This window comes from Citricoccus parietis (assembly GCF_042433045.1).
GTDB classification, from domain to species: domain Bacteria; phylum Actinomycetota; class Actinomycetes; order Actinomycetales; family Micrococcaceae; genus Citricoccus; species Citricoccus parietis.
This window is the reverse complement of record NZ_JBHLWH010000011.1, coordinates 151,657-169,203: the sequence shown is the minus strand read 5'-3', so window position 1 is coordinate 169,203 and position 17,547 is coordinate 151,657. Positions and strand designations below refer to the sequence as shown.

Here is a 17,547-nt window from a genome sequence, read left to right as displayed (position 1 = left end):
CTCGAACTCAGCGCCTGAAACCCCCAACGAAGGATCAGGCCGTTACACCACTACTCGGGACTTGACCGCCTGTCCGACCATCTCGAAGATCTGCCCTCTCAAAGGGATCCAAGGCGCGTTGTGGGGCCCACCCTGACGGCACACTTCCGTAGTCACTGAAGGTGCTCGTTGGGGTACAGGCCAATGTTGGTCTGTCCGTCTGCACCTGCCATATCCCAGAGTTCACACAGCCGGTGCCGGGTTGACTGACAAGTCCGATCACTACGCTGGGGAATACCTCATCCAGGTGCGAGTGATGAAGGTGCGAGTGATGACAGGGGCCCCGGGCCCGGCTACGCGACTCTGTTGCGTAGCCGGTTGCCCGGGGTCTCGCCACGTCTGCTGGCGCCGAGGATCGTTATGCTTTGATGTCTCACGATGCGACCGGGAGGTCCCCCTGCAGCAACTCAGACCCCTTTCGCGCCGGGCCGAACTAAAAATGGTCGCGCCCGTGCTTGCGGTCTTGCTCGGCGCCCGGATCACCGTGCAGTCCAACCGCCGTCAGGGGGTCTCGTGCTAGCCGCGGACGGCCTAACCGCCGGGGCACCCGGCGGTTGTCTGCAGCGGGCCCGGGGTTCGCGGACAATCGTATTACTGGGCACCGACGGGGTGGGGAAGACAACCGCAGCCGCGGCCTTGGCCGCCGCCGAGCACAAGGCAGACCGGCCCGCGTTGGTGCTGCGCAACCGGTCCTGTCGCCGTTGGCTGCTGCGAACCGCGCACCGCTTCGGTAGGGAACTGCCCGCAGTGTGGGCGGACCGGATCGAAACCGTGGTGCGCACCGCCAACGTCCTACTCGCTCACACTCGGGCCGGGCGCCGGGCCGGGCTGATAGTCATGGACCGCCACCTGGTGTGCCAGCTGGTACTCCGGGATCTTAGCCTTGATCCACCGATTGTCGCGCTGAGCGGGGGGCGTCATTAAAGACGAAATGCCCGTCTGACCGGGGAGAATGGGACTTGCTTAGGGTTCCGTTCCACCGCGATGAGAGGGCATCTCGTAGATGCAAGTTTCCCATACCCGTTCTGCCCTGTCAGTTTCCTTCGATGAGCCCAATCTCGTGGGTTCCGCGGGGCTGGTGCCGTTGATGGAACTGGCCGCCGAATCGGGCCTGCACTCACTGGCCGGCCGGCAGCTGACGGTGCCCACGGACAAGGGCGCCAACGCCGGGGCCAAGGTGGCGGCCCTGGTGGCCGGGATGTGCGCCGGCGCTGACAGCATCGAGGACATGGCCATCCTGCGCCATGGTGCGATGAAGCGGCTCTTCAACGCCTGTTATGCGCCCTCGACGCTGGGCTCGTTCCTGCGCTCCTTCACCTTCGGCCACGTCCGCCAGCTCGACTCGGTCGCCTCCCGCTTCCTGGCCGGACTGGCTGACCGAGCACCACTGCTGGGTGCCCCGACCGATGGTGATCCGGGGTTCGTGTTTGTTGATGTGGACGACACGATCATCGAGGTCCACGGTTACCAGAAGCAGGGCTCGGGCTATGGATACTCCGGAGTGAGGGGCCTGAACGCGTTGCTGGCCACCGCCAGCACCTCAGACACAGCCCCGGTGATCCTGGGCCAACGCCTACGCAAGGGCTCGGTGGGCTCCCCACGCGGGGCCGCCCGGCTCATCGGGGACTCGTTGGCCACGCTACGGCGAATCAAACCGGCCCTGAGCACCCGGGTCCTGATGCGCGCGGACTCAGCGTTCTATTCCCATGCTGCGGTGGCCGCAGCGCTGAAAACAGGTGCCGATGTCTCGGTCACGGTCAGGATGGACAAAGCCGTCAAGAAGGCCATCGCCACCATCGACACGAAGGCCTGGACGCCCATCAAGTACCCCCAGGCGGTCTTTGATGAGGCCACCGGGACCTGGACCTCGAAGGCCGAGGTCGCCGAGATTCCTTACACCGCCTTCACATCCCGGAAGAAGGCCGAGAGGATCCCCGGGCGACTGGTGGTGCGCCGCATCCCCGAACTGAACCCCGAACACGGGGACGGGCAGCCCACCCTGTTCGACACCCACCGGTTCCACGCCTTCTTCACCACCACCGATCCCGAAGTCCTGGACATCGTGGCCGCGGACGCCACTCACCGCCAGCATGCGATCATCGAGCAGGTCAACGCCGACCTGAAAGACAGCGCCCTGGCCCACCTGCCCTCCGGTCATTTCTGGGCCAACAGCGCTTGGCTGGCCTGCGCGGTGATGGCCTACAACCTCACCCGTGCAGGCGGGATCCTTGCCGCCGGGGCCTTCACCCGTGCCCGCACCGGCACCATCAGGGCCAAACTCGTCAACCTGCCGGCCCGGATCGTTTCCAGCGCCCGGCGGATCCGGCTTCGCTTACCCGAGTCCTGGCCCTGGCACCAGGCTTTCAAGCGGCTCTTTACCGCCCTCCACCGGCCACCGCAGCTCGCATAGAACCGGTCACCAGCCGTTCAACGGCCAGACCAGAGGAACCACAGTGGAACACGACCGGCAGCGAGGCCGGCTACACCACCATGCCCAAAAACCAGATCACCAGGCGCTTACGGAATCAAACCCAAGCTCCGACTCGGGTCGGTGGATCGAGGCTTAGGGGCCTGCCGTCGGGCCGGTTGATGCCGTGGCTGTCGGCGAAGTTGCTGCAGACGGTGACCGTGGCCGTCCTGGACGTACCGGCCGAGACAGCGCAGGAGCGGATCCTGGCCCGCGGAGAGGACCACGAGACGCTGGAGTACCTGGGGGCGGCCCGCGCCGCCTATCTGGACCTTGCCCGGTCCCGGGGGTGGCTGGTGGTGGACGCGACCGGAACGCCCGAGGCGATCGTGGCTCAACTGATGGACGCGGCTGCCTCTGGCCAGCCAAGGAACGCACTCCAGCCCGTGGCTCGTGCCGGGCACGGTGCCGCCGCCCGCGGGCCCTGCGATTCGTTCCCGGGCAGGGCCTCGTCCGGCCGCCGGTGACACTAGGATCGTCGTCATAAGCCTCGGGTCCGGAGTGAGCGCCGAGTGGATGGCCGGAGGGCGTCCTTCAGATCCTTTGCGGCCGGCATCGTCCTGGCAGTGATCTCCACGACGACGGCCCTGGTCAGCTTATGGCTGACGCACTGAGATCGGCGCGTACCGACCGCCGGTGGCATTCAGGAATATCGTCGGCAATGGGCCGATGGCTTCGGGGGCTGCGCTTCGGTGTGCAATGGGTCTACCCCCTGCTCGTGGCCGGACCGACCCGCAAAGCCGAGGCCTTCGCACAGCTGAACTGAATGCCGGGACGGACCCTGACGCATCAGTGCATCAGGGGGGTCGTCCGGGGAGGCGTGGGCGTCGGGGCGGGGGTGAGGTGGATGGTGGCCTGCTGCAGGTGAGGGACGTGTCCGCGCAGGCCGTCCTCGACGGCGTGGGCGATGCCATGGGCGGTCTCCACGGTCAGGGTGCTGTCGACCGCAATGTCGAGATCGACCTCCAGACGGTGCCCAGTCCACCGGGCCCGTGCACAGCCCACCGAGACTACGCCTGGCACCGCCGCGGCTGTTTCCTCGACCGAGTCCAGGGTGCCGGGCTCGATGCCGTCCATGAGCCGACGCACCACCGTGCGCATCGAGCCGACCAACACGACGACGATGACCGCGGCGATGAACAGCCCGATCACCGGGTCGACCCAGGGCAGGCCCAGCCAGGCACCGATGACGCCGAGCACCACCGCCAGGGAGGTCAGGGCGTCCGTGCGGGCGTGCTGGCCCTCGGCGATCAGGGCCGCCGAGCCGATGCGCCGCCCGGCCCGGATGCGGTAACGGGCCACGAGCTCATTGCCCGCGGCCCCGACGATGGCGGCGGCCAGGACCCAGCCCAGGTGCGTCAACTCCCGCTGGGTGGTCAATGCCCGGACCGATTCCCATACGATCAACGCAGCCGAGAGGGCGATCACAGCCCCAATCAACAGGCCCACGAGGTCTTCGGCCCGCCGAAGCCCGTAGTTGTAGCGCCTGGTCGGGACCCGGCGGCCGAGCCGGAAGGCGATGATCAGCGGAATCGTCGTCGCCAGATGCCCCAGGTTGTGCATGGTGTCCGCCAGTAGGGCCACCGATCCGCTGAGCCAAACGATCACGATCTGCAACAGCGCCGTAGCGCCCATCCCGGCCAGGCTGACCCACGCGGCCCGGATTCCGATGGAGCTGGCCTGCTCAGCGGTCTGGATCGCCTCGGAGTGGTCGTGGCTGTGCGGGACCATGGCGTGCTTGAGCCGGCCCCAGGCACTGCGGTGACCATGCCCCTCACCATGATCGTCGTGGTCGTGGGAGTGGCCGGGAGTGCAGTCGTGTGCTTGGGCGTGCTCTGCGCGTTTCACGCTAGGAGCATAGCTACGTAGCTACGCAGATAACAACTCCCGGGGTAAGATGGTGCTGTGCATGAGCAGCCTGTCCACCCTGCCCCCGATGACGAACATGCGCGGATTGCCGCGGAGACTTTCCGCATGCTTTCCGACGCCACCCGGGTGAAGATCCTCTGGGCGCTGTTCCAGGGCGAGTCCAGCGTGAACTCCCTGGCGAACCTCGTCGGCGCCGCCCCCACGGCGGTGAGCCAGCACCTGTCCAAGCTACGCCTGGCCGGCCTGGTGGACAGCCGGCGCGAGGGCACCTTCGCCTACTACTCGGCGAGTGACGCGCACGTGAACCGCCTGCTGGCCGAGGCCCTGTCTCACGCCGAGCACATCACCGGCGCCGCCACGGCACAGAGCTCGCACGGCTACCGCGCGGCAGGGCGTGCGTCGCAGCGGTCCCGCTGACCCCGACTGGCCACACCGGGGGCGCGGGTAAGACACCGCCCGCACCTTTGTTTGGCGCGCCGCGGCGGCCAGAGGTGGGAAGGAACCCGCGGTCCACCTGTTTTGCAGAACCATCCGCGCCGGTGGCCTCGGCCAGCTCGGTTCCACGGCTCTGGTGGACTACTCCCCCCTCCCCCGATACGTGCCCCGTCTGGTTGTCGCCTTCCGTCTTCGCAGGTGCAGCAGCATCACCAATGGTCCGGTCTGGAACCGTCCGGTCCAGAGCCAGGTGAAGGCGACCGCCGCGGTCCATAGGACCACCGTGACGAGGATCCCTCCCGCCAGGGAGTCCGGGCCGGGGCGGACGATCACGGCCAGGGCTAGCAGGTGTCCCACGTAGACGGTCAGGGACAGTCGGCCGGTGGCGGCCAGCTGAGACAGGTACCGGGACGCAAAGTTCTCGCCCACCAGGCACGGGCCCAGCACGAACAGCGCGGCGCCGGAACTGGAGATTAGCCACAACGGCATCTGCGAGTGGGTGGTCGCGGAGACGAGCCGGTCCAGCCCCACGGTCCGTCCCGGCGCGCCCAGGACCAGGATGAGGACCTGCGAGAGCAGGTACGCGCCTGGGCAGATGGGGACGCGTGGGTCCTTTCAGTGCAACAGCAGAACAGACGGCGCCGATCGGGCCGGGGCGGTGGATCCCGTGAGAGGTTCTCGAGCATCTGCTCCATCTCGGCGATCTCGGCCTCCTGGGCGTCGATGACTTGTTCGGCCAGGACCACGGCCTGCGGGTTCTGGCCGCTGTCGACCTCGTCCTGGGCCATGTCGACGGCGCCCTCGTGGTGGGTGGTCATCTGTTCCAGGTACAGCCGGGCCGCTCCGGTGCGCAGGGGGAGAATGGAGAGTCGGTCCTCGCCATGTGGAGCGAGGCGGAAAGGAACCTGTGACCCCCTTGTCCCGCAGAACCATGATCGCCAGCGGCCTCGGCCTGCTCGGCTCCACCGCCTTGGTCGCCTGCTCGCCCACGATCCCGGCCACCGGCGGCGTCGGCACAGCCACCCCTGGCGGAGCCACAGGTACGCTTGACCCCCGGGCCCGGGATCTGCTTTCCGTCCACGGCATCGAGGCCGCGACCGCCGAGGACGCCGTCACCGCCGTGGACCGGGTTCCCCAACCGCGCCCCCTGAGACTCACTGGCTCCGTCGGCTACGACCAGGTCACCTTCGCCGACGACTCCGACGAGGTGACCGTTCCCCTCACCGGCGGGCAGTTCTATCTGTCCATGGCGCCCTACCGCACCCAGACACACGGGTGCTATTACCACAACCTCGGAGGGTGCCAGGGCGAACTAACCGACACCCCGGTCCACATCACCGTGACCACCGATGCAGGCCAGACCCTCCTCAACGAGGACACCACCACCGGCACCAACGGCTTCATCGGTTTCTGGATCCCCCGCGACCACACAGGCACCGTCACCATCACCGCCGACAGGGCAACGGCCAGTACACCCTTCGACTCCAGCCCAGACGGACCCACCTGCCTCACCACACTGCACCTAACTTAAACCGACACGGCCCTCTCGCCATCCCGGAGCCGCACCGCCGGGAGACGGTGGCACTGCGCCTGCTGCGCCCACTGACCTCGGCCCCTACGACGCCCCTGTCACCGTGACGGACGGGCCCGGTGCCGGCGGACGGCGGCTCGATTCGCACACCGCACGGAGCAGTACCGCTGGCGGCCGTTGCGGGTGATGTCGACGACGACGTTGCGGCAGGGCTCGCCGGCACAGCGGCTCAGACGGTGCATCCCCCGCGTGGCCAGGTGCAACGAGGTGCCGACGCTGATGACAGCGCGCAGGACGAAGGGCATCGAGTCGTTCTCGTCCCGATAGTGGAGGTGCCACCCCTCGCCGTCGTGATCGGTCAGGCGCGGGTAGGCCGCGGCTGCTGCCATCTGCTCGTTCAGCAGGCGGGCACGCTCACCGTCCTCCGGGGCATCGACGACGCGCAACCAGTCCTCCACCACCACGCCGGTCGCGGCATGGTCATCTGCTCCGGCGGGGAAGATCATCGTCATCCCGAAGTCCCGGGTCCGATCCTCGATGCCCTGGCGGTCATCAGGCCACTCGTTGGCCAGGGAGGCCGCGAGCAGGACCGCGTATTCTCCGTAAGGGTTGAGATGCATAACGCCATTACATCACGATGGCCTCATGACCTCACCCCACACGTTTCCCCTGCCCCTCCAGGAAGATCGGTCCACCCGGCACGAGCATGCGTGGCGGGCGGAATCGCGGCATCTGACGTCCGAGGGATTGGTCCTCTATGTGCGCTGCGGGGACTGCGGAGTCCTCCGGGTCGATGTCCAGGAGAACCAGGGCCTGCCGCCCGCGGCCCTGAGCCGGGTGATCGGGGTCAGTCCACTGGAGTGGCTCGGCGGATGACGGCCTTGGCCCGGTCATAGGACTCGGCGTCCTTGGCCACGAAGTGGTCGTCCGCGGTCACCACCGTGGGGACGGTCTCGAAGCCGTCGTGGTAATGCCGGACGCGGTCCGCGGCGCCGGCGTCCTCCCAGATGTTCACCCAGTACACGCGCTCCCGCTCCTCGGTGCCGAGCTCGCGGATGAGCCGGGCGCAATACTGGCAGCCGGGCCGCCAGTACACCACCACTCCCCCGGCCGCCAGGTGCTCGTCCACCCCGGAGACCGGCAGGGACCGCACCTGGGTGGTGGAGACGAAGCGCAGGGCGAAGAACAGCAGGATGGCCGCGGCCACGTAGTTCAGCGGGCCTCGGCCGATCAGCCCCCAGTAGGCGAAGAGCAGCCCGAGGGCGAGCATGACGGCGGGCACTAGCCAGGCCTTGGACATCAGCTGGCGCATGGATTCAGTCTCCCACGGTCGGCATCGGCAATAACCACTGTGCCCGTGGGCTCGACTGACCAGTCGTCTCCGACGGGTCCAGCACCCCGGCCACCGTCCAGTCCGGGTGATTGGTGCCGTCCCCGGACGCCGGGCGCCGCACCGGGACTCCGGCCTCCTCGGCGATCAGGGCCGCGGCCGCCCAGTCGTGTTCCTGGATGCCGAACTCGGCGTAGGCATCGAGCGTGCCGTCGGCGACCATGCACAGATCCAAGGCCGCCGCACCGATGCGCCGCACGTCCCCGAAGTGGGGCATGAGCGCCGCCAGAGCACCGAGTTGGAAGTCGCGTCGCTCCCCCGCATAGGCGAAGCCCGTGGCGAGCAACCGTCCGGAGCGCCCCGGGATGGGCCCGTTCAGGCGCACCGGCTCCCCCGAGGCCGGCGGAAGGTCCGCCTGCGGGATCCCAGGGGTGTCCACAGTGGAGAAGGCCCCGCCACCAGCCGAGGCATACCAGGTCCGGCCCAGGGCGGGCGCGACGACGGCCCCGGCCAGCCAGCGCGTCTCGCCTGCCGCCGCCGGCCCCTCCACGGCCACGGAGGTGCAGAACTGGGGTATCCCCCGGATGAAGTTCGTGGTGCCGTCCAACGGGTCGATCGACCAGCGGTAGCCCGAGGGGTGCTCCGGCTCGGTGTGGCCGTACTCCTCGCCGGAGATCGCATCATGCGGGCGGTAGGCGGTGATGACCTCGCGCACCGCCTGCTCCGCACGGCGGTCGTAGTCCGTGACCCAGTCCGAGCCCGAGGACTTGGTGACCGCTCCGAGCTCGGCGCGCGTGGCCGGCGTCGGACCCAGGGGACGTTCGGCGAGCACCGCGGCGCCGGCGCGGGCCGCGGCCCGGGCGACGGCCAGCAGTCCCTTGGCGCTCATGCGGTCTCCTCCACAGTGTCGGTCTCAGTGTCCGTGTCGGCGTCAGTCTCGTCAGGGCCCTCAGAATCCGTCGGCCCCTCGGCCAGCAGCGTCCGGAACCCCTCCTCGTCCAGCACCGTGACACCGAGGGACTCGGCCTTGTCCAGTTTGGAGCCGGCGTTCTCCCCGGCGACCAGGTAGTCGGTCTTCTTGGAGACGGAGCCGGACGCCTTGCCCCCACGGACGATGATCGCCTCCTTGGCGGAATCCCGGCTGAAGGTCTCCAGCGACCCGGTCACCACGATCGTCAACCCCTCCAGGGTGCGCGGGGTGTCCACATCCTGTTCGTCCTCCATCACGACGCCGGCCGCATGCCAGCGCGCGACGATCTCCCGATGCCAGGCTGAAGCAAACCAGTCGATGACCGCTTCGGCGATGATCGGCCCGACCCCGTCGACGTCCGCCAGGCGCTGTTGTGCCGCGGCGCGGCGCTCGTCCGCGGCCGTTGCTTCCGTCCCGGCGTGCCCCGCGGCCCCTTCCGTGGCCAGTGCCTGGAGGGCCTGCAGGGAGCCGAATGCCGTCGCCAGGGAGCGGGCCGCCGTCGGGCCCACATGCCGGATCGAGAGCGCGACGAGCACCCGCCACAGCGGTTGGGTCTTCGCCTTGTGCAGTTCCTGGAAGAGCCGGCGGGTGTTCGCGGTGGGCTCCGAGGGCTTCTTGGCGGTGCCCTGCGTCCAGAAGTAGGGCTTGAGTTCCCACTCACCGGAGGGCACGGGCTTGTCGGTCTCGGGATCCTTCTTCCGCTTCTCCCGCCAGACCATGACCTCGCGCAGCCGGGCCTGGAACGCGGACAGGTCGTCCGGATCGAAGGGGACCTTCAGGTTCTTCTCGCGGTGGTCCGCCAGGTCGAAGAGCTCGGCGTCCTCCGTGATGATCCCCGGCCCCTCGGGACGCACGTGCTGATTGTTCTCCGCCGGATCCGGCCCCGGGCCGTTCGTCAGCCAGAGGGCAGCCTCCTCGCCGAGCGCCTCGATGTCGAAGGCCCCGCGAGAGGCGGCGTGCTCGATGCGGCCGGTGAGCTGGGCGGGGCAGGAACGGGCGTTGGGACAGCGCAGGTCCACATCCCCGTCCTTGGCCGGCGCGAGGGTGGTGCCACAGGACGGGCACTCGGTGGGCATGACGAACTCGCGCAGTTCATCCTCCCCGACTGGGCCGGTCCCCTCCACCTGCTTCTTTCCCTCGCGCAACGGCAACACCGGACCGACGATCTCCGGGATGACGTCCCCGGCCTTGCGCAACACCACGGTGTCCCCGATGAGCACGGCCTTGGCCTTGACCACGTCCTGGTTGTGCAGGGTGGCCATCGAGACGGTGGAGCCGGCCACGAGGACGGGCTCCATCACGGCGTACGGGGTCACGCGGCCGGTGCGCCCCACGTTGACCCTGATGTCCAGCAGCCGTGTGTGGACCTCTTCCGGCGGGTACTTGTAGGCCGCCGACCAGCGAGGCACGCGGGAGGTGTGGCCCAGGGCCCGCTGCAACGCGAAGGAGTCGACCTTGATGACGATGCCGTCGATCTCATGGACGAGGTCATGGCGCTGGTTGCCGTTGTCCTCAATGAAGCCGAGTATGCCGCCGTTGCCCTGACCGCCGTCCCCCTCGCCCTCGCCCTCGCCCTCGAGGGAGTCCACGATCTTCGTGTACGGGCTGGTGGGAAGACCCCAGGAGGCGAGAAGGTCATAGGTGGCGTGCTGGGACTCGGCGTCGAGGCCGGTGTGGGCACCGATGCCGTGCACGAACATGCTCAGCGGCCGCTTGGCCGTCTCGGCGGGATCCTTCTGCCGCAGGGAGCCGGCCGCGGAGTTGCGGGGGTTCGCGAAGGGGGCCAGGCCATCGCGCACCCGCTGTTCGTTGAAGGTGCGGAAATCCGCGCTGGGCATGAAGATCTCCCCGCGGACCTCCACCTCGGAGGGCCAGCCGGACCCGGCGAGCTGCTGCGGAATGTCCTTGATGGTCATGACGTTGTGTGTGACGTCCTCACCCGTGGTGCCGTCCCCCCGGGTGGCCGCCCGGACGAGCTTGCCGTCCCGGTAGAGCAGGTTCACGGCGAGCCCGTCGATCTTGACCTCGACGAGCCAGCGGACGCCCTTCTCAGCAGCGCTGGGGGCGATGTTCGCGATCGAGGCGGAGGTCTTCGCGTACCAGGCGCGCAGCTCATCGATGGAGAACAGGTCGTCCAGGGAGTACATGCGGGCCAGGTGGGTCACCGGGGCGAAGGCGGCGGAGGCCTCCCCGCCGACCTCCTGGGTGGGCGAGTCATTGGAGACGATCTCCGGATGCAGCGCCTCCAGGTCCTCGAGGCGGCGGTAGAGCGCGTCATACTCGGCGTCCGCGACCAGCGGGGCATCGTTCTGGTAGTAGGCCGTGCGGTGTTTGCGGACCTCATCCACGAGGTGTTCGTACTGCTCTCGCAGGGACTCCGGCGGGATGTCCCCCGCCTCGGGCTGGACGGCGGAATCGACCTGCGGATCGACGCTCGGATCCGTGACGTTCTTCTGCTCGCTGCTCACCGGTCCAGCCTAGCCGGGCGCACCCCCGGGATAACCCTCTGCCTGATCGCGAGCGCTCACCGGGCCTGGGCCGCCCCGAGCACCGTGCCCTCGGCGTCCAGGGCCTCGACAACGGCGTAGGGCAGTTCCGCGGCATCGTCCGGAACGGGGATGGCCGTCTCGAACCCCTCGCGGTCGACGACGGCCTGCTCGGTGGCGCTGCTCTCGTCCTCGCCGGCCACGAGCCGCCACCGGGCGACCTCGGTGGCTCCGTTCCAGGAGACGTGGGCGAGCCGTTCACCGTCGCGCTCCTGCACGGTGACATCCGGCTCGACGGCGGGCCGCCCCTCCCAGGCGAACTTGTACGCCCGGTAGCTGCCGCCGCCGCCCTCGAACTCGTCCCCCATGCACTCGTCGCCGTGGCAGACGTCGTAGATGAGCTCGCCACCGGGCGTGTACTCGGAGTAGTGCGGGCGGGCACCCCAGCCGATCAGCATGTTCCCGTTGGACAGCTGCTGCGCGTTGGCCATGGAACTGGCCACTCGATCGGAGGGCGGAAGGTACTCGGTGGCCACCTCCGCGGTCATCGCGTCTCCGTCCAAGGCCAGGCGCAGACCGCGGGAGGACTCGTCATCGCTGCCACCGTGGGAGTGGTTGTCCAAGAGGGTCAGCGTGCCGTCTGGGCTCCGGTGTGCATCGTGCTGCCAGGTAAAGTCCGCTCCCTCGCCCATCTCGAAGTCGCCGGCCGAGCCGCCCAAAGTCCATTCGACCGCGCCGGTGGCGCGGTCCAGCTTGTACACCGCGTTGGTGTGGCGGGCCGAGACCAGCAGGGAGCCGTCGTCGTCCTCCGTCACGGAGTTGATGTGGAAGTAGTCGAAGGGGTGCTCCTCAGTGCCCAGCTCGGGCGGTCCGGTCTGTGGGTCGGAGGCTTCGGACGAATCGGCCTGTTCGGATTCCTCGGCTTCCTTTTCCAGTTCCGCCTGTTCGTCATCGAAGTCGAGCATGGTCTCCGTGAGGGGAACATGGCCGATGGCGCTCCACTCGAAGAGCACGTCACCGGTGGCGATGTCGACCTCCTGGATCACGGCGTCCTGGATGTACCCGTCCTCCGGGCCGCCCACGTCGCTGAGATCTGCCGGTGCCGGCACGTAGGCGGCGATCAGCATGGTGTCCTCTGGCGTGATCGTCGTGTCGTGGAAGTCCGCCAGGCCAGGCCCCAGCGAGCCGCCGGTGGTGACGCGGGCGATCTCCTCATAGGACTGGTCGAGGACGATCACCTCACCATCGCCCATGCCCCCGTCACTGGTTCCCTCGTAGACGGTGAGCACCGGTTCTCCCTGGTACTCCTGGACCCGCAGGTCGAACGGGTTGTCCTCCGAGTCGTCGTCCTCGGCCGGGCTCATCCACACCAGCTCGCCCCGGGCGTCCAGGATCACGGCCCCGTCCGAGGGAGTCTCCGAGCCGTAGTTCGGGGTCAGAAACGTGAACTCCTGGGACTGCTCGTACTCGTCTGACCAGGCGGGACCAGGGGTGATCTCCACCACCGGAGGCTTGAGGTCCGGGCGGCTGGCGAAACTCTGGTGCGGTATCGGCTGCTTCCCCACTGCCGCTCCGCCCCCGCCGTCAGCCGTACAGGCGGAGACCGCCAGCGCCACGGTCAGCATCGCTGACGCCGCGAGCACCCGAGAAGGATGCTCGCCTCCATATCCAGACCCGGCGCGCATGCGTTGTGTCTACCTTGCGCGGCAGGGCCGCGCCAAGCTTCGGCCGACGGCGGCCGGTGATTTGCTCAGTCCGGTCGGCCCCGCCCGGCACAGCCGGTTCAGTCCAGACGGCGGCGCAGCCGGGTCAGTCCTCGTCGCCGAGGGCCTGATCCAGCAGCGGCAGGTCATCCGGAGTGACCAGGTGGGAGGTCACGGCATGCTCCACCAGCCGGGCACGGCGGTTCGTGGCCAGCTTGCCGCCACCGCCGCGCAGTCCGGCCACGCCCACGCGGTCCAACTTGTCACAGACGTTGTCCAGCTTGCGGTTGAACCGGGTCAGCGGCCAGCCCAGCCTCTTGGCGGCATTGGCAGAGGACGGCACCGTGGAGAACCCGGTGCCGCCGCGGCGCAGGATCGGCTCGGCCAGGGCCACGATGAGTGCCTTCTGGGCCGGGGTGAAGATCACCGGGCCGATGGTGGTCTCCCCCACGGCGTCATTGCCGTTGGACTGCTGCATGAACGAGGGACTCTTCAGGTGCGCCGAGAACTCATAGGTGGTCGGCCCGGCCGTGAACACCACGTTCAGCTGGCCGAAGACCAACGGGATGCGGGAGCCGGGCGAGACCCAGGCCTGCATGCCGCCGGAGGAGTCCGCCACGGTCGCGGAGATCATGGTGCCCACGTTGGACAGCCACCACAGCCCGTCGATCTGCCGGATCTCCATGAACCGGCGGTGCAGGTACGGGTTGTCGTCGATCTCCAAGTCACCCTCGCGGCCGATGGTGAACACCTGGTCCGGCATGACCTCGTACCACTCGCCGACGAAGTCGATCGACAGCGCCGCCGCGCTGCCCTCGGTGGGCTGCTGGTCTCGATGGTCCTGCCCGTCCGGCAAAGCCGGCTGGACCCGTTGGCCTTGCTCGTCCACGCTCATCGCCACTCCCCCCTGGTTGTAGGTCTCACTCCCATGATGCCGGTAAAACCTGTCCAGAGCCGTCATTGTGTCGACCTGGCGGTTCCGTGCCCGGCCATGACCGCCCGTGCGTGCGCTGCAGCACAGACAGGGTCGTCAGTCCGCACACCCGACCGTCGGGTCAGACTGCTTCCCGTTGGACCGGATCACCACGACCTCGATGCACGTCCGGTCCTCCTCCAGCACGGGGGTGGTGGCCGAGGCCTCGTCCGCAGTGGTGATCCGCCCCTGACCCGTGGCCGTGGACGTCCTCCACATGTAGGTGTCCCCCTCCTTCGGATCAGGGTTCTCCCACGTGAACACGGCTTCGGCCCCGTCCGCCGTGGCCGTCACGTTCTCGGCGGCCGCCACGGGATCCTCGGGTTCCGGCAGGGGCAGTCCCGGCGACTCACTGATGAAGGTGGGGTCCGGGTCCTCCCGCGGCTGGACGGCCATGCTGTTCGCCAGCCAGACGGCACCCACGATGCCCAGCACCAGCACCGCCAGCGAGGCGATGATGCCGACCTTGTTCTCGCCCATCCAGGCGGCGAACGGCGAACCCGCCGGTTGTTCCTCCACGCGCCGCGCGGTGGTGCCGTCGGGCTCCCACTCCCCGCCGGCGTCGGGATAGGACCTCGCCGGGCGTGACGGCGCCCGGGAACCGGCCAAGCCGCCTCCGACGCGCCCGCCCATGATGGTGGGATCGTCGTCCGGGGTCGGGCCGGCCGGCGCGGTTCCCCGGGCAGGTCGCATGACCGTGGCATCGTCCACTTCATCCTGCCGACGTCCCGGCGCGGAGGGCGGGGGCATCGGTGGGAAGTGGCGTGAGGTGTTCGTGGAACCGCGATCAGGATCGATGGAGACGATCTGCCGCACGCGGGTGGCGTCCCCGCCCTCCTCGACCTCGTCATCCTCCGCTTCCAGGGAGCCCGACTCGTCCATGACCTCGAACGGTGTGACGGACAGGCCCAACTCGGCCTGGACCCGTTGCAGCGCCAGCGCGAACGAGTGCGCCGAGGGGAAGCGGGATCCGGGGTTCTTGGCCATCGCCGTGGCCAGCACCAACTCCAGCGAGGCCGGCATGTCCGCCCGGTTCAGGGGCGGCAGAGGGGCCTTGGCGATCCTGGAGATCAGTTCCTTCTGCGAGTTGTCCGCACCCGGCCGCACGAACGGGGACCGCCCGGCGAGCAGGGTGTAGAGCGTGGCACCGAGGGACCACACGTCCATGGCGAAACCGTCCGGGCTCCCCCCGGCGAAGGCCTCCGGCGCGGACCACGGGATGGACATCCCGGCATCGTCGTCCAGCATGTCCGTGGTGCCGGAGATGCCGAAGTCCGTGAGCGCGGGGCGGTTGTAGTCCGTGGTCAGGATGTTGGCGGGCTTGATGTCCCGGTGCACGATCCCGGCCCGGTGCGCGGACTCCACGGCAGAGGAGACCTGGATGCCGACGGCCAGGACCTCGTCCACGCCCAACCGGGAGCGGCGGTAGCGCAGGTCCAGGGAGGGCCGGGAGCAGTACTCCATGGCCAGGTAGGAGTGGCCGTCCTCGGTGATGTCCGCCTCGTAGATCGTGACGATGTACGGGTGCGAGGACAGCTGGGCCATGAGGTTGGCTTCGGATTCGAAGGACTTGCGCGCCCGTTCGGTCTTGAGGCCGGAGAGCAGCACCTTGACGGCCACCTTGCGGCGAGGCCGGTCCTGCTCGTAGAGGTAGACGTCCGAGAAGCCGCCGGAGCCCAGCAGGCTGACGTACCGGAACCCGTCGATGTGCGGCGGCGGGGCCGGTGGCCGTTTACCGCTCACAGCAGCCCCTCGAAGCGCAGCGAGACGCCATCACCCAGATCGGCGATGTCACCGTCCAGCACCATGAGGGACTCGCCCTGACCCAGCCGTCGCGGCGCCTGTCCCTCGCGGATCAGCACCGTGCCGTTCGTGGCCTTGAGGTCCCGCAGCTGCACATGCCATCCCTCCAGCACCACCTCGCAGTGCGAGCGGGAGATGTCACCGTTGGGGCTGCGGACCTGCAGCATGCGGGGCATGGTGCCGGAGCCGACCCGGTGGGCCTGCGGCTGGCGCCCGATCACGGCCGGTCGGTCCAACTCCACGACCTCCCCCGTGGACATGCGGATGCGGCCCAGGGACGGACGGCGCAGCTGTTGCGCCTCTCCCGAGAGTGACTGGCCGCAGATGCCGCAGGTGGCGCTGGTCGGCGGGTTGGCGTGCCCCTGGGAGCACTGGCGGGCCAGGACCACCGGCCCCGTCGACGGCGGCGGGACCGGGCCGGGGGCGGGCGCGCTGGGCGGCAGGTCCTGGGGGTCGAGGTCCGACTTCATCACGGTCTCACCGTCATGGTCCTCCTCCCTGGCGGTCCCCGCAGGGCCCGACGTCGGCCCGGCCGAGGGCGCTGGCGGAGCCGGGATGGGTGCCGGGATGGATGCCACGCCAGGAGCAGACGGGGACATGACCGTGTCAGCGTCATCCGCATCCTGCGCGTTGGTCGGGATCCCGCCGGTGGCATCGGAACGGGACTCCGAGTCGTCGTGCGAGTGATCGTCCGGTGACTGGTCCGGGGCGACCGTCATCCCCAGGTCCGCAGGGACCACGACCATCTCACTGGCGACTGGCTCCGGAGGCTGAGCCGGGACGGTCTTGCGGGCTGCGGCCAGCCACGGCACCGAGTCGATCAGCTCCTGGGGGCCGGGGACGGGGCTGCTCGGCCGGGGCTGCCTGTCGCTTGAGGCCTCCACGGCGCTCGGCGAGGCTGGGGGCCCAGCAATGGTCCGGTCATCGACATCGTCGGTGTCGGTGCCGGCCTCGTCGTGGGTCTGCTCCTCCTCGCCGTGCACGTCGTCGTTCTTGTCAGCGTCCTCGTCAGCGTCCTCGGCGTCGGCCGTCTCCGTGCTCGGCTGGACCTGGGTGGTCTCCCCCGTGGCAGCCGTTTCCTGCTCGGATACGGATTCAGACGGCTCCGTGCGGGGGCCCGGTTCAATCGTGGCGTTGATGTCCGGTTCGAACTCTGGTTCCGACTCGTTCTCGGGGCCGGCTTCGTCGGCATCGCCATCATCGTCCGCTGACTCGCCGCCCTCAACGTCGGATGTCTCGGCGTCAGCCTCGGACGTTCCTGCGTCGTCGTCGATGTCCTCAGCCGGCGCTGAGCCGGCATCGGCGTCCACGCCGTCGTCCGTCTCGGACGTCTCTGCATCGTCGACGGCGTCGGCCGAGGACTCTTCGGCATCGTCGGCCGGGATGTCAGCGGCGTGGTCCGCCGGGCCGACGGCAGGCACGGCGAGATCGACATCAACCGCCTCGTCGGCCTCGTCGGCCTCGTCCGAACTCGACTCGGAACGCACCACCAGATCGGCGTGCAGGGCGGCCAGTCGAACGGCACCGGCCTCCAGAGGCAGGTTCTCCACGTCCGCCACGGCATCGTCCACGAGCAGCTCGAAGGATTCCACGCCGTGGACGACCCGCTCATTCCAGGTGGCCACTCCGGTACCGATCAGTTCCGTGTGGCTTCCGTCGGTGCAGTTCATCCGCAGCACCACATCACCCCGCAGGATGGCGTGCAGCGTGGTGCCCTCGCGGAAGGACACGATGGCGAAGGAGGGCAGTCCCGTGAGGTCCAGGCGGCCGGACAACACGGTGGCCAGCAGCCGTTCGACACCGGGCGTCCCGGCGAGCAGGTCCCAGGCCACGGCGGCCGTCTCCTCGCTGGCGTCCGCGGGCAGCGCCACCAGGCACCGGCCGCGTACGAGGCCCAACCATGGGCCCGCACTGTAGCGGACCTTCGCCGTCTGGCTCACC

Annotated in this window: 15 protein-coding genes and 1 pseudogene; 5 read left to right on the top strand and 11 right to left on the bottom strand. The window is 68.9% G+C overall.

Annotated elements, in window-relative coordinates; all coding sequences use genetic code 11:
* The first annotated feature begins 1,042 nt into the window (after window positions 1-1,042).
* Window positions 1,043-2,449, top strand: a complete 1,407-nt coding sequence (locus tag ACFFIO_RS03975) for an IS1380 family transposase (RefSeq protein ID WP_378040300.1) — start codon at window positions 1,043-1,045, stop codon at window positions 2,447-2,449.
* 179 nt (window positions 2,450-2,628) lie between these two features.
* Window positions 2,629-2,973, top strand: a complete 345-nt coding sequence (locus ACFFIO_RS03970; protein WP_378040299.1) for a dTMP kinase — start codon at window positions 2,629-2,631, stop codon at window positions 2,971-2,973.
* A gap of 322 nt (window positions 2,974-3,295) precedes the next feature.
* Here the strand turns inward: ACFFIO_RS03970 and ACFFIO_RS03965 are convergent, their stop codons facing one another.
* A complete protein-coding gene (locus ACFFIO_RS03965) occupies window positions 3,296-4,354 on the bottom strand; it encodes a cation diffusion facilitator family transporter (protein WP_378040298.1) in 1,059 nt (352 codons plus the stop codon).
* Between the two features lie 57 nt (window positions 4,355-4,411).
* On the opposite strand from ACFFIO_RS03965, the gene ACFFIO_RS03960 reads away from it, so the two are divergent.
* Window positions 4,412-4,792 (top strand): ArsR/SmtB family transcription factor, encoded by a 381-nt coding sequence (locus ACFFIO_RS03960; RefSeq protein ID WP_378040297.1) that lies wholly within the window; start codon window positions 4,412-4,414, stop codon window positions 4,790-4,792.
* A gap of 159 nt (window positions 4,793-4,951) precedes the next feature.
* Here the strand turns inward: ACFFIO_RS03960 and ACFFIO_RS03955 are convergent, their stop codons facing one another.
* Together ACFFIO_RS03955 and ACFFIO_RS03950 are read right to left on the bottom strand one after the other, a co-directional pair.
* Complete coding sequence (locus ACFFIO_RS03955) at window positions 4,952-5,341, bottom strand: DUF418 domain-containing protein (RefSeq protein ID WP_378040296.1); 390 nt, start codon at window positions 5,339-5,341, stop codon at window positions 4,952-4,954.
* A 140-nt stretch (window positions 5,342-5,481) separates the two neighbouring features.
* Window positions 5,482-5,658 (bottom strand): annotated as a pseudogene (locus ACFFIO_RS03950) (DUF305 domain-containing protein); the annotation flags it as partial.
* A gap of 59 nt (window positions 5,659-5,717) precedes the next feature.
* On the opposite strand from ACFFIO_RS03950, the gene ACFFIO_RS03945 reads away from it, so the two are divergent.
* Window positions 5,718-6,341 carry a CueP family metal-binding protein gene (locus ACFFIO_RS03945; RefSeq protein ID WP_378040294.1) on the top strand — a complete coding sequence of 208 codons (624 nt, stop codon included), beginning with the start codon at window positions 5,718-5,720 and terminating at the stop codon, window positions 6,339-6,341.
* 98 nt (window positions 6,342-6,439) lie between these two features.
* On the opposite strand, the gene ACFFIO_RS03940 is transcribed toward ACFFIO_RS03945, so the two are convergent.
* Complete coding sequence (locus ACFFIO_RS03940) at window positions 6,440-6,961, bottom strand: CGNR zinc finger domain-containing protein (protein ID WP_378040293.1); 522 nt, start codon at window positions 6,959-6,961, stop codon at window positions 6,440-6,442.
* Between the two features lie 25 nt (window positions 6,962-6,986).
* Here ACFFIO_RS03940 and ACFFIO_RS03935 point away from each other — a divergent pair, with 25 nt between their 5' ends.
* Window positions 6,987-7,217, top strand: a complete 231-nt coding sequence (locus ACFFIO_RS03935) for a hypothetical protein (protein ID WP_378040292.1) — start codon at window positions 6,987-6,989, stop codon at window positions 7,215-7,217.
* Here ACFFIO_RS03935 and ACFFIO_RS03930 read toward each other — a convergent pair.
* From ACFFIO_RS03930 to ACFFIO_RS03900, 7 genes are all read right to left on the bottom strand, one after another.
* Window positions 7,189-7,653: a glutaredoxin domain-containing protein gene (locus ACFFIO_RS03930; protein WP_378040291.1), complete on the bottom strand. Its 465-nt coding sequence runs from the start codon at window positions 7,651-7,653 to the stop codon at window positions 7,189-7,191. The two genes, ACFFIO_RS03935 and ACFFIO_RS03930, sit on opposite strands and share 29 nt — an antisense overlap.
* A 4-nt stretch (window positions 7,654-7,657) precedes the next feature.
* Complete coding sequence (locus ACFFIO_RS03925; RefSeq protein ID WP_378040290.1) at window positions 7,658-8,560, bottom strand: inositol monophosphatase family protein; 903 nt, start codon at window positions 8,558-8,560, stop codon at window positions 7,658-7,660.
* Window positions 8,557-11,109: an NAD-dependent DNA ligase LigA gene (ligA, locus tag ACFFIO_RS03920; RefSeq protein ID WP_378040289.1), complete on the bottom strand. Its 2,553-nt coding sequence runs from the start codon at window positions 11,107-11,109 to the stop codon at window positions 8,557-8,559. Before ligA ends, ACFFIO_RS03925 begins: the two co-directional genes overlap by 4 nt.
* A gap of 56 nt (window positions 11,110-11,165) precedes the next feature.
* Window positions 11,166-12,812 carry an arylsulfotransferase family protein gene (locus tag ACFFIO_RS03915; RefSeq protein ID WP_378040288.1) on the bottom strand — a complete coding sequence of 549 codons (1,647 nt, stop codon included), beginning with the start codon at window positions 12,810-12,812 and terminating at the stop codon, window positions 11,166-11,168.
* A gap of 124 nt (window positions 12,813-12,936) precedes the next feature.
* Window positions 12,937-13,593 (bottom strand): hypothetical protein, encoded by a 657-nt coding sequence (locus ACFFIO_RS03910; protein WP_115933118.1) that lies wholly within the window; start codon window positions 13,591-13,593, stop codon window positions 12,937-12,939.
* Window positions 13,594-13,860: 267 nt separating this feature from the next.
* Complete coding sequence (locus ACFFIO_RS03905; protein ID WP_378040287.1) at window positions 13,861-15,546, bottom strand: serine/threonine protein kinase; 1,686 nt, start codon at window positions 15,544-15,546, stop codon at window positions 13,861-13,863.
* Window positions 15,543-17,546, bottom strand: coding sequence for an FHA domain-containing protein (locus ACFFIO_RS03900; RefSeq protein ID WP_378040286.1), 2,004 nt, complete (start codon window positions 17,544-17,546; stop codon window positions 15,543-15,545). Before ACFFIO_RS03900 ends, ACFFIO_RS03905 begins: the two co-directional genes overlap by 4 nt.
* Window position 17,547: the final 1 nt, after the last annotated feature.

Excerpts from the sequence above, each read along its gene's own strand:
- ACFFIO_RS03970 (WP_378040299.1), top strand. The coding sequence starts at position 2,629 with ATGCCGTGGCTGTCGGCGAAGTTGCTGCAGACGGTGACCGTGGCCGTC.
- ACFFIO_RS03940 (WP_378040293.1), bottom strand. The coding sequence starts at position 6,961 with ATGCATCTCAACCCTTACGGAGAATACGCGGTCCTGCTCGCGGCCTCC.
- ACFFIO_RS03925 (WP_378040290.1), bottom strand. The coding sequence starts at position 8,560 with ATGAGCGCCAAGGGACTGCTGGCCGTCGCCCGGGCCGCGGCCCGCGCC.
- ACFFIO_RS03910 (WP_115933118.1), bottom strand. The coding sequence starts at position 13,593 with ATGCCGGACCAGGTGTTCACCATCGGCCGCGAGGGTGACTTGGAGATC.
- ACFFIO_RS03935 (WP_378040292.1), top strand. The coding sequence starts at position 6,987 with ATGACCTCACCCCACACGTTTCCCCTGCCCCTCCAGGAAGATCGGTCC.
- ACFFIO_RS03930 (WP_378040291.1), bottom strand. The coding sequence starts at position 7,653 with ATGCGCCAGCTGATGTCCAAGGCCTGGCTAGTGCCCGCCGTCATGCTC.
- ACFFIO_RS03975 (WP_378040300.1), top strand. The coding sequence starts at position 1,043 with ATGCAAGTTTCCCATACCCGTTCTGCCCTGTCAGTTTCCTTCGATGAG.
- ACFFIO_RS03915 (WP_378040288.1), bottom strand. The coding sequence starts at position 12,812 with ATGCGCGCCGGGTCTGGATATGGAGGCGAGCATCCTTCTCGGGTGCTC.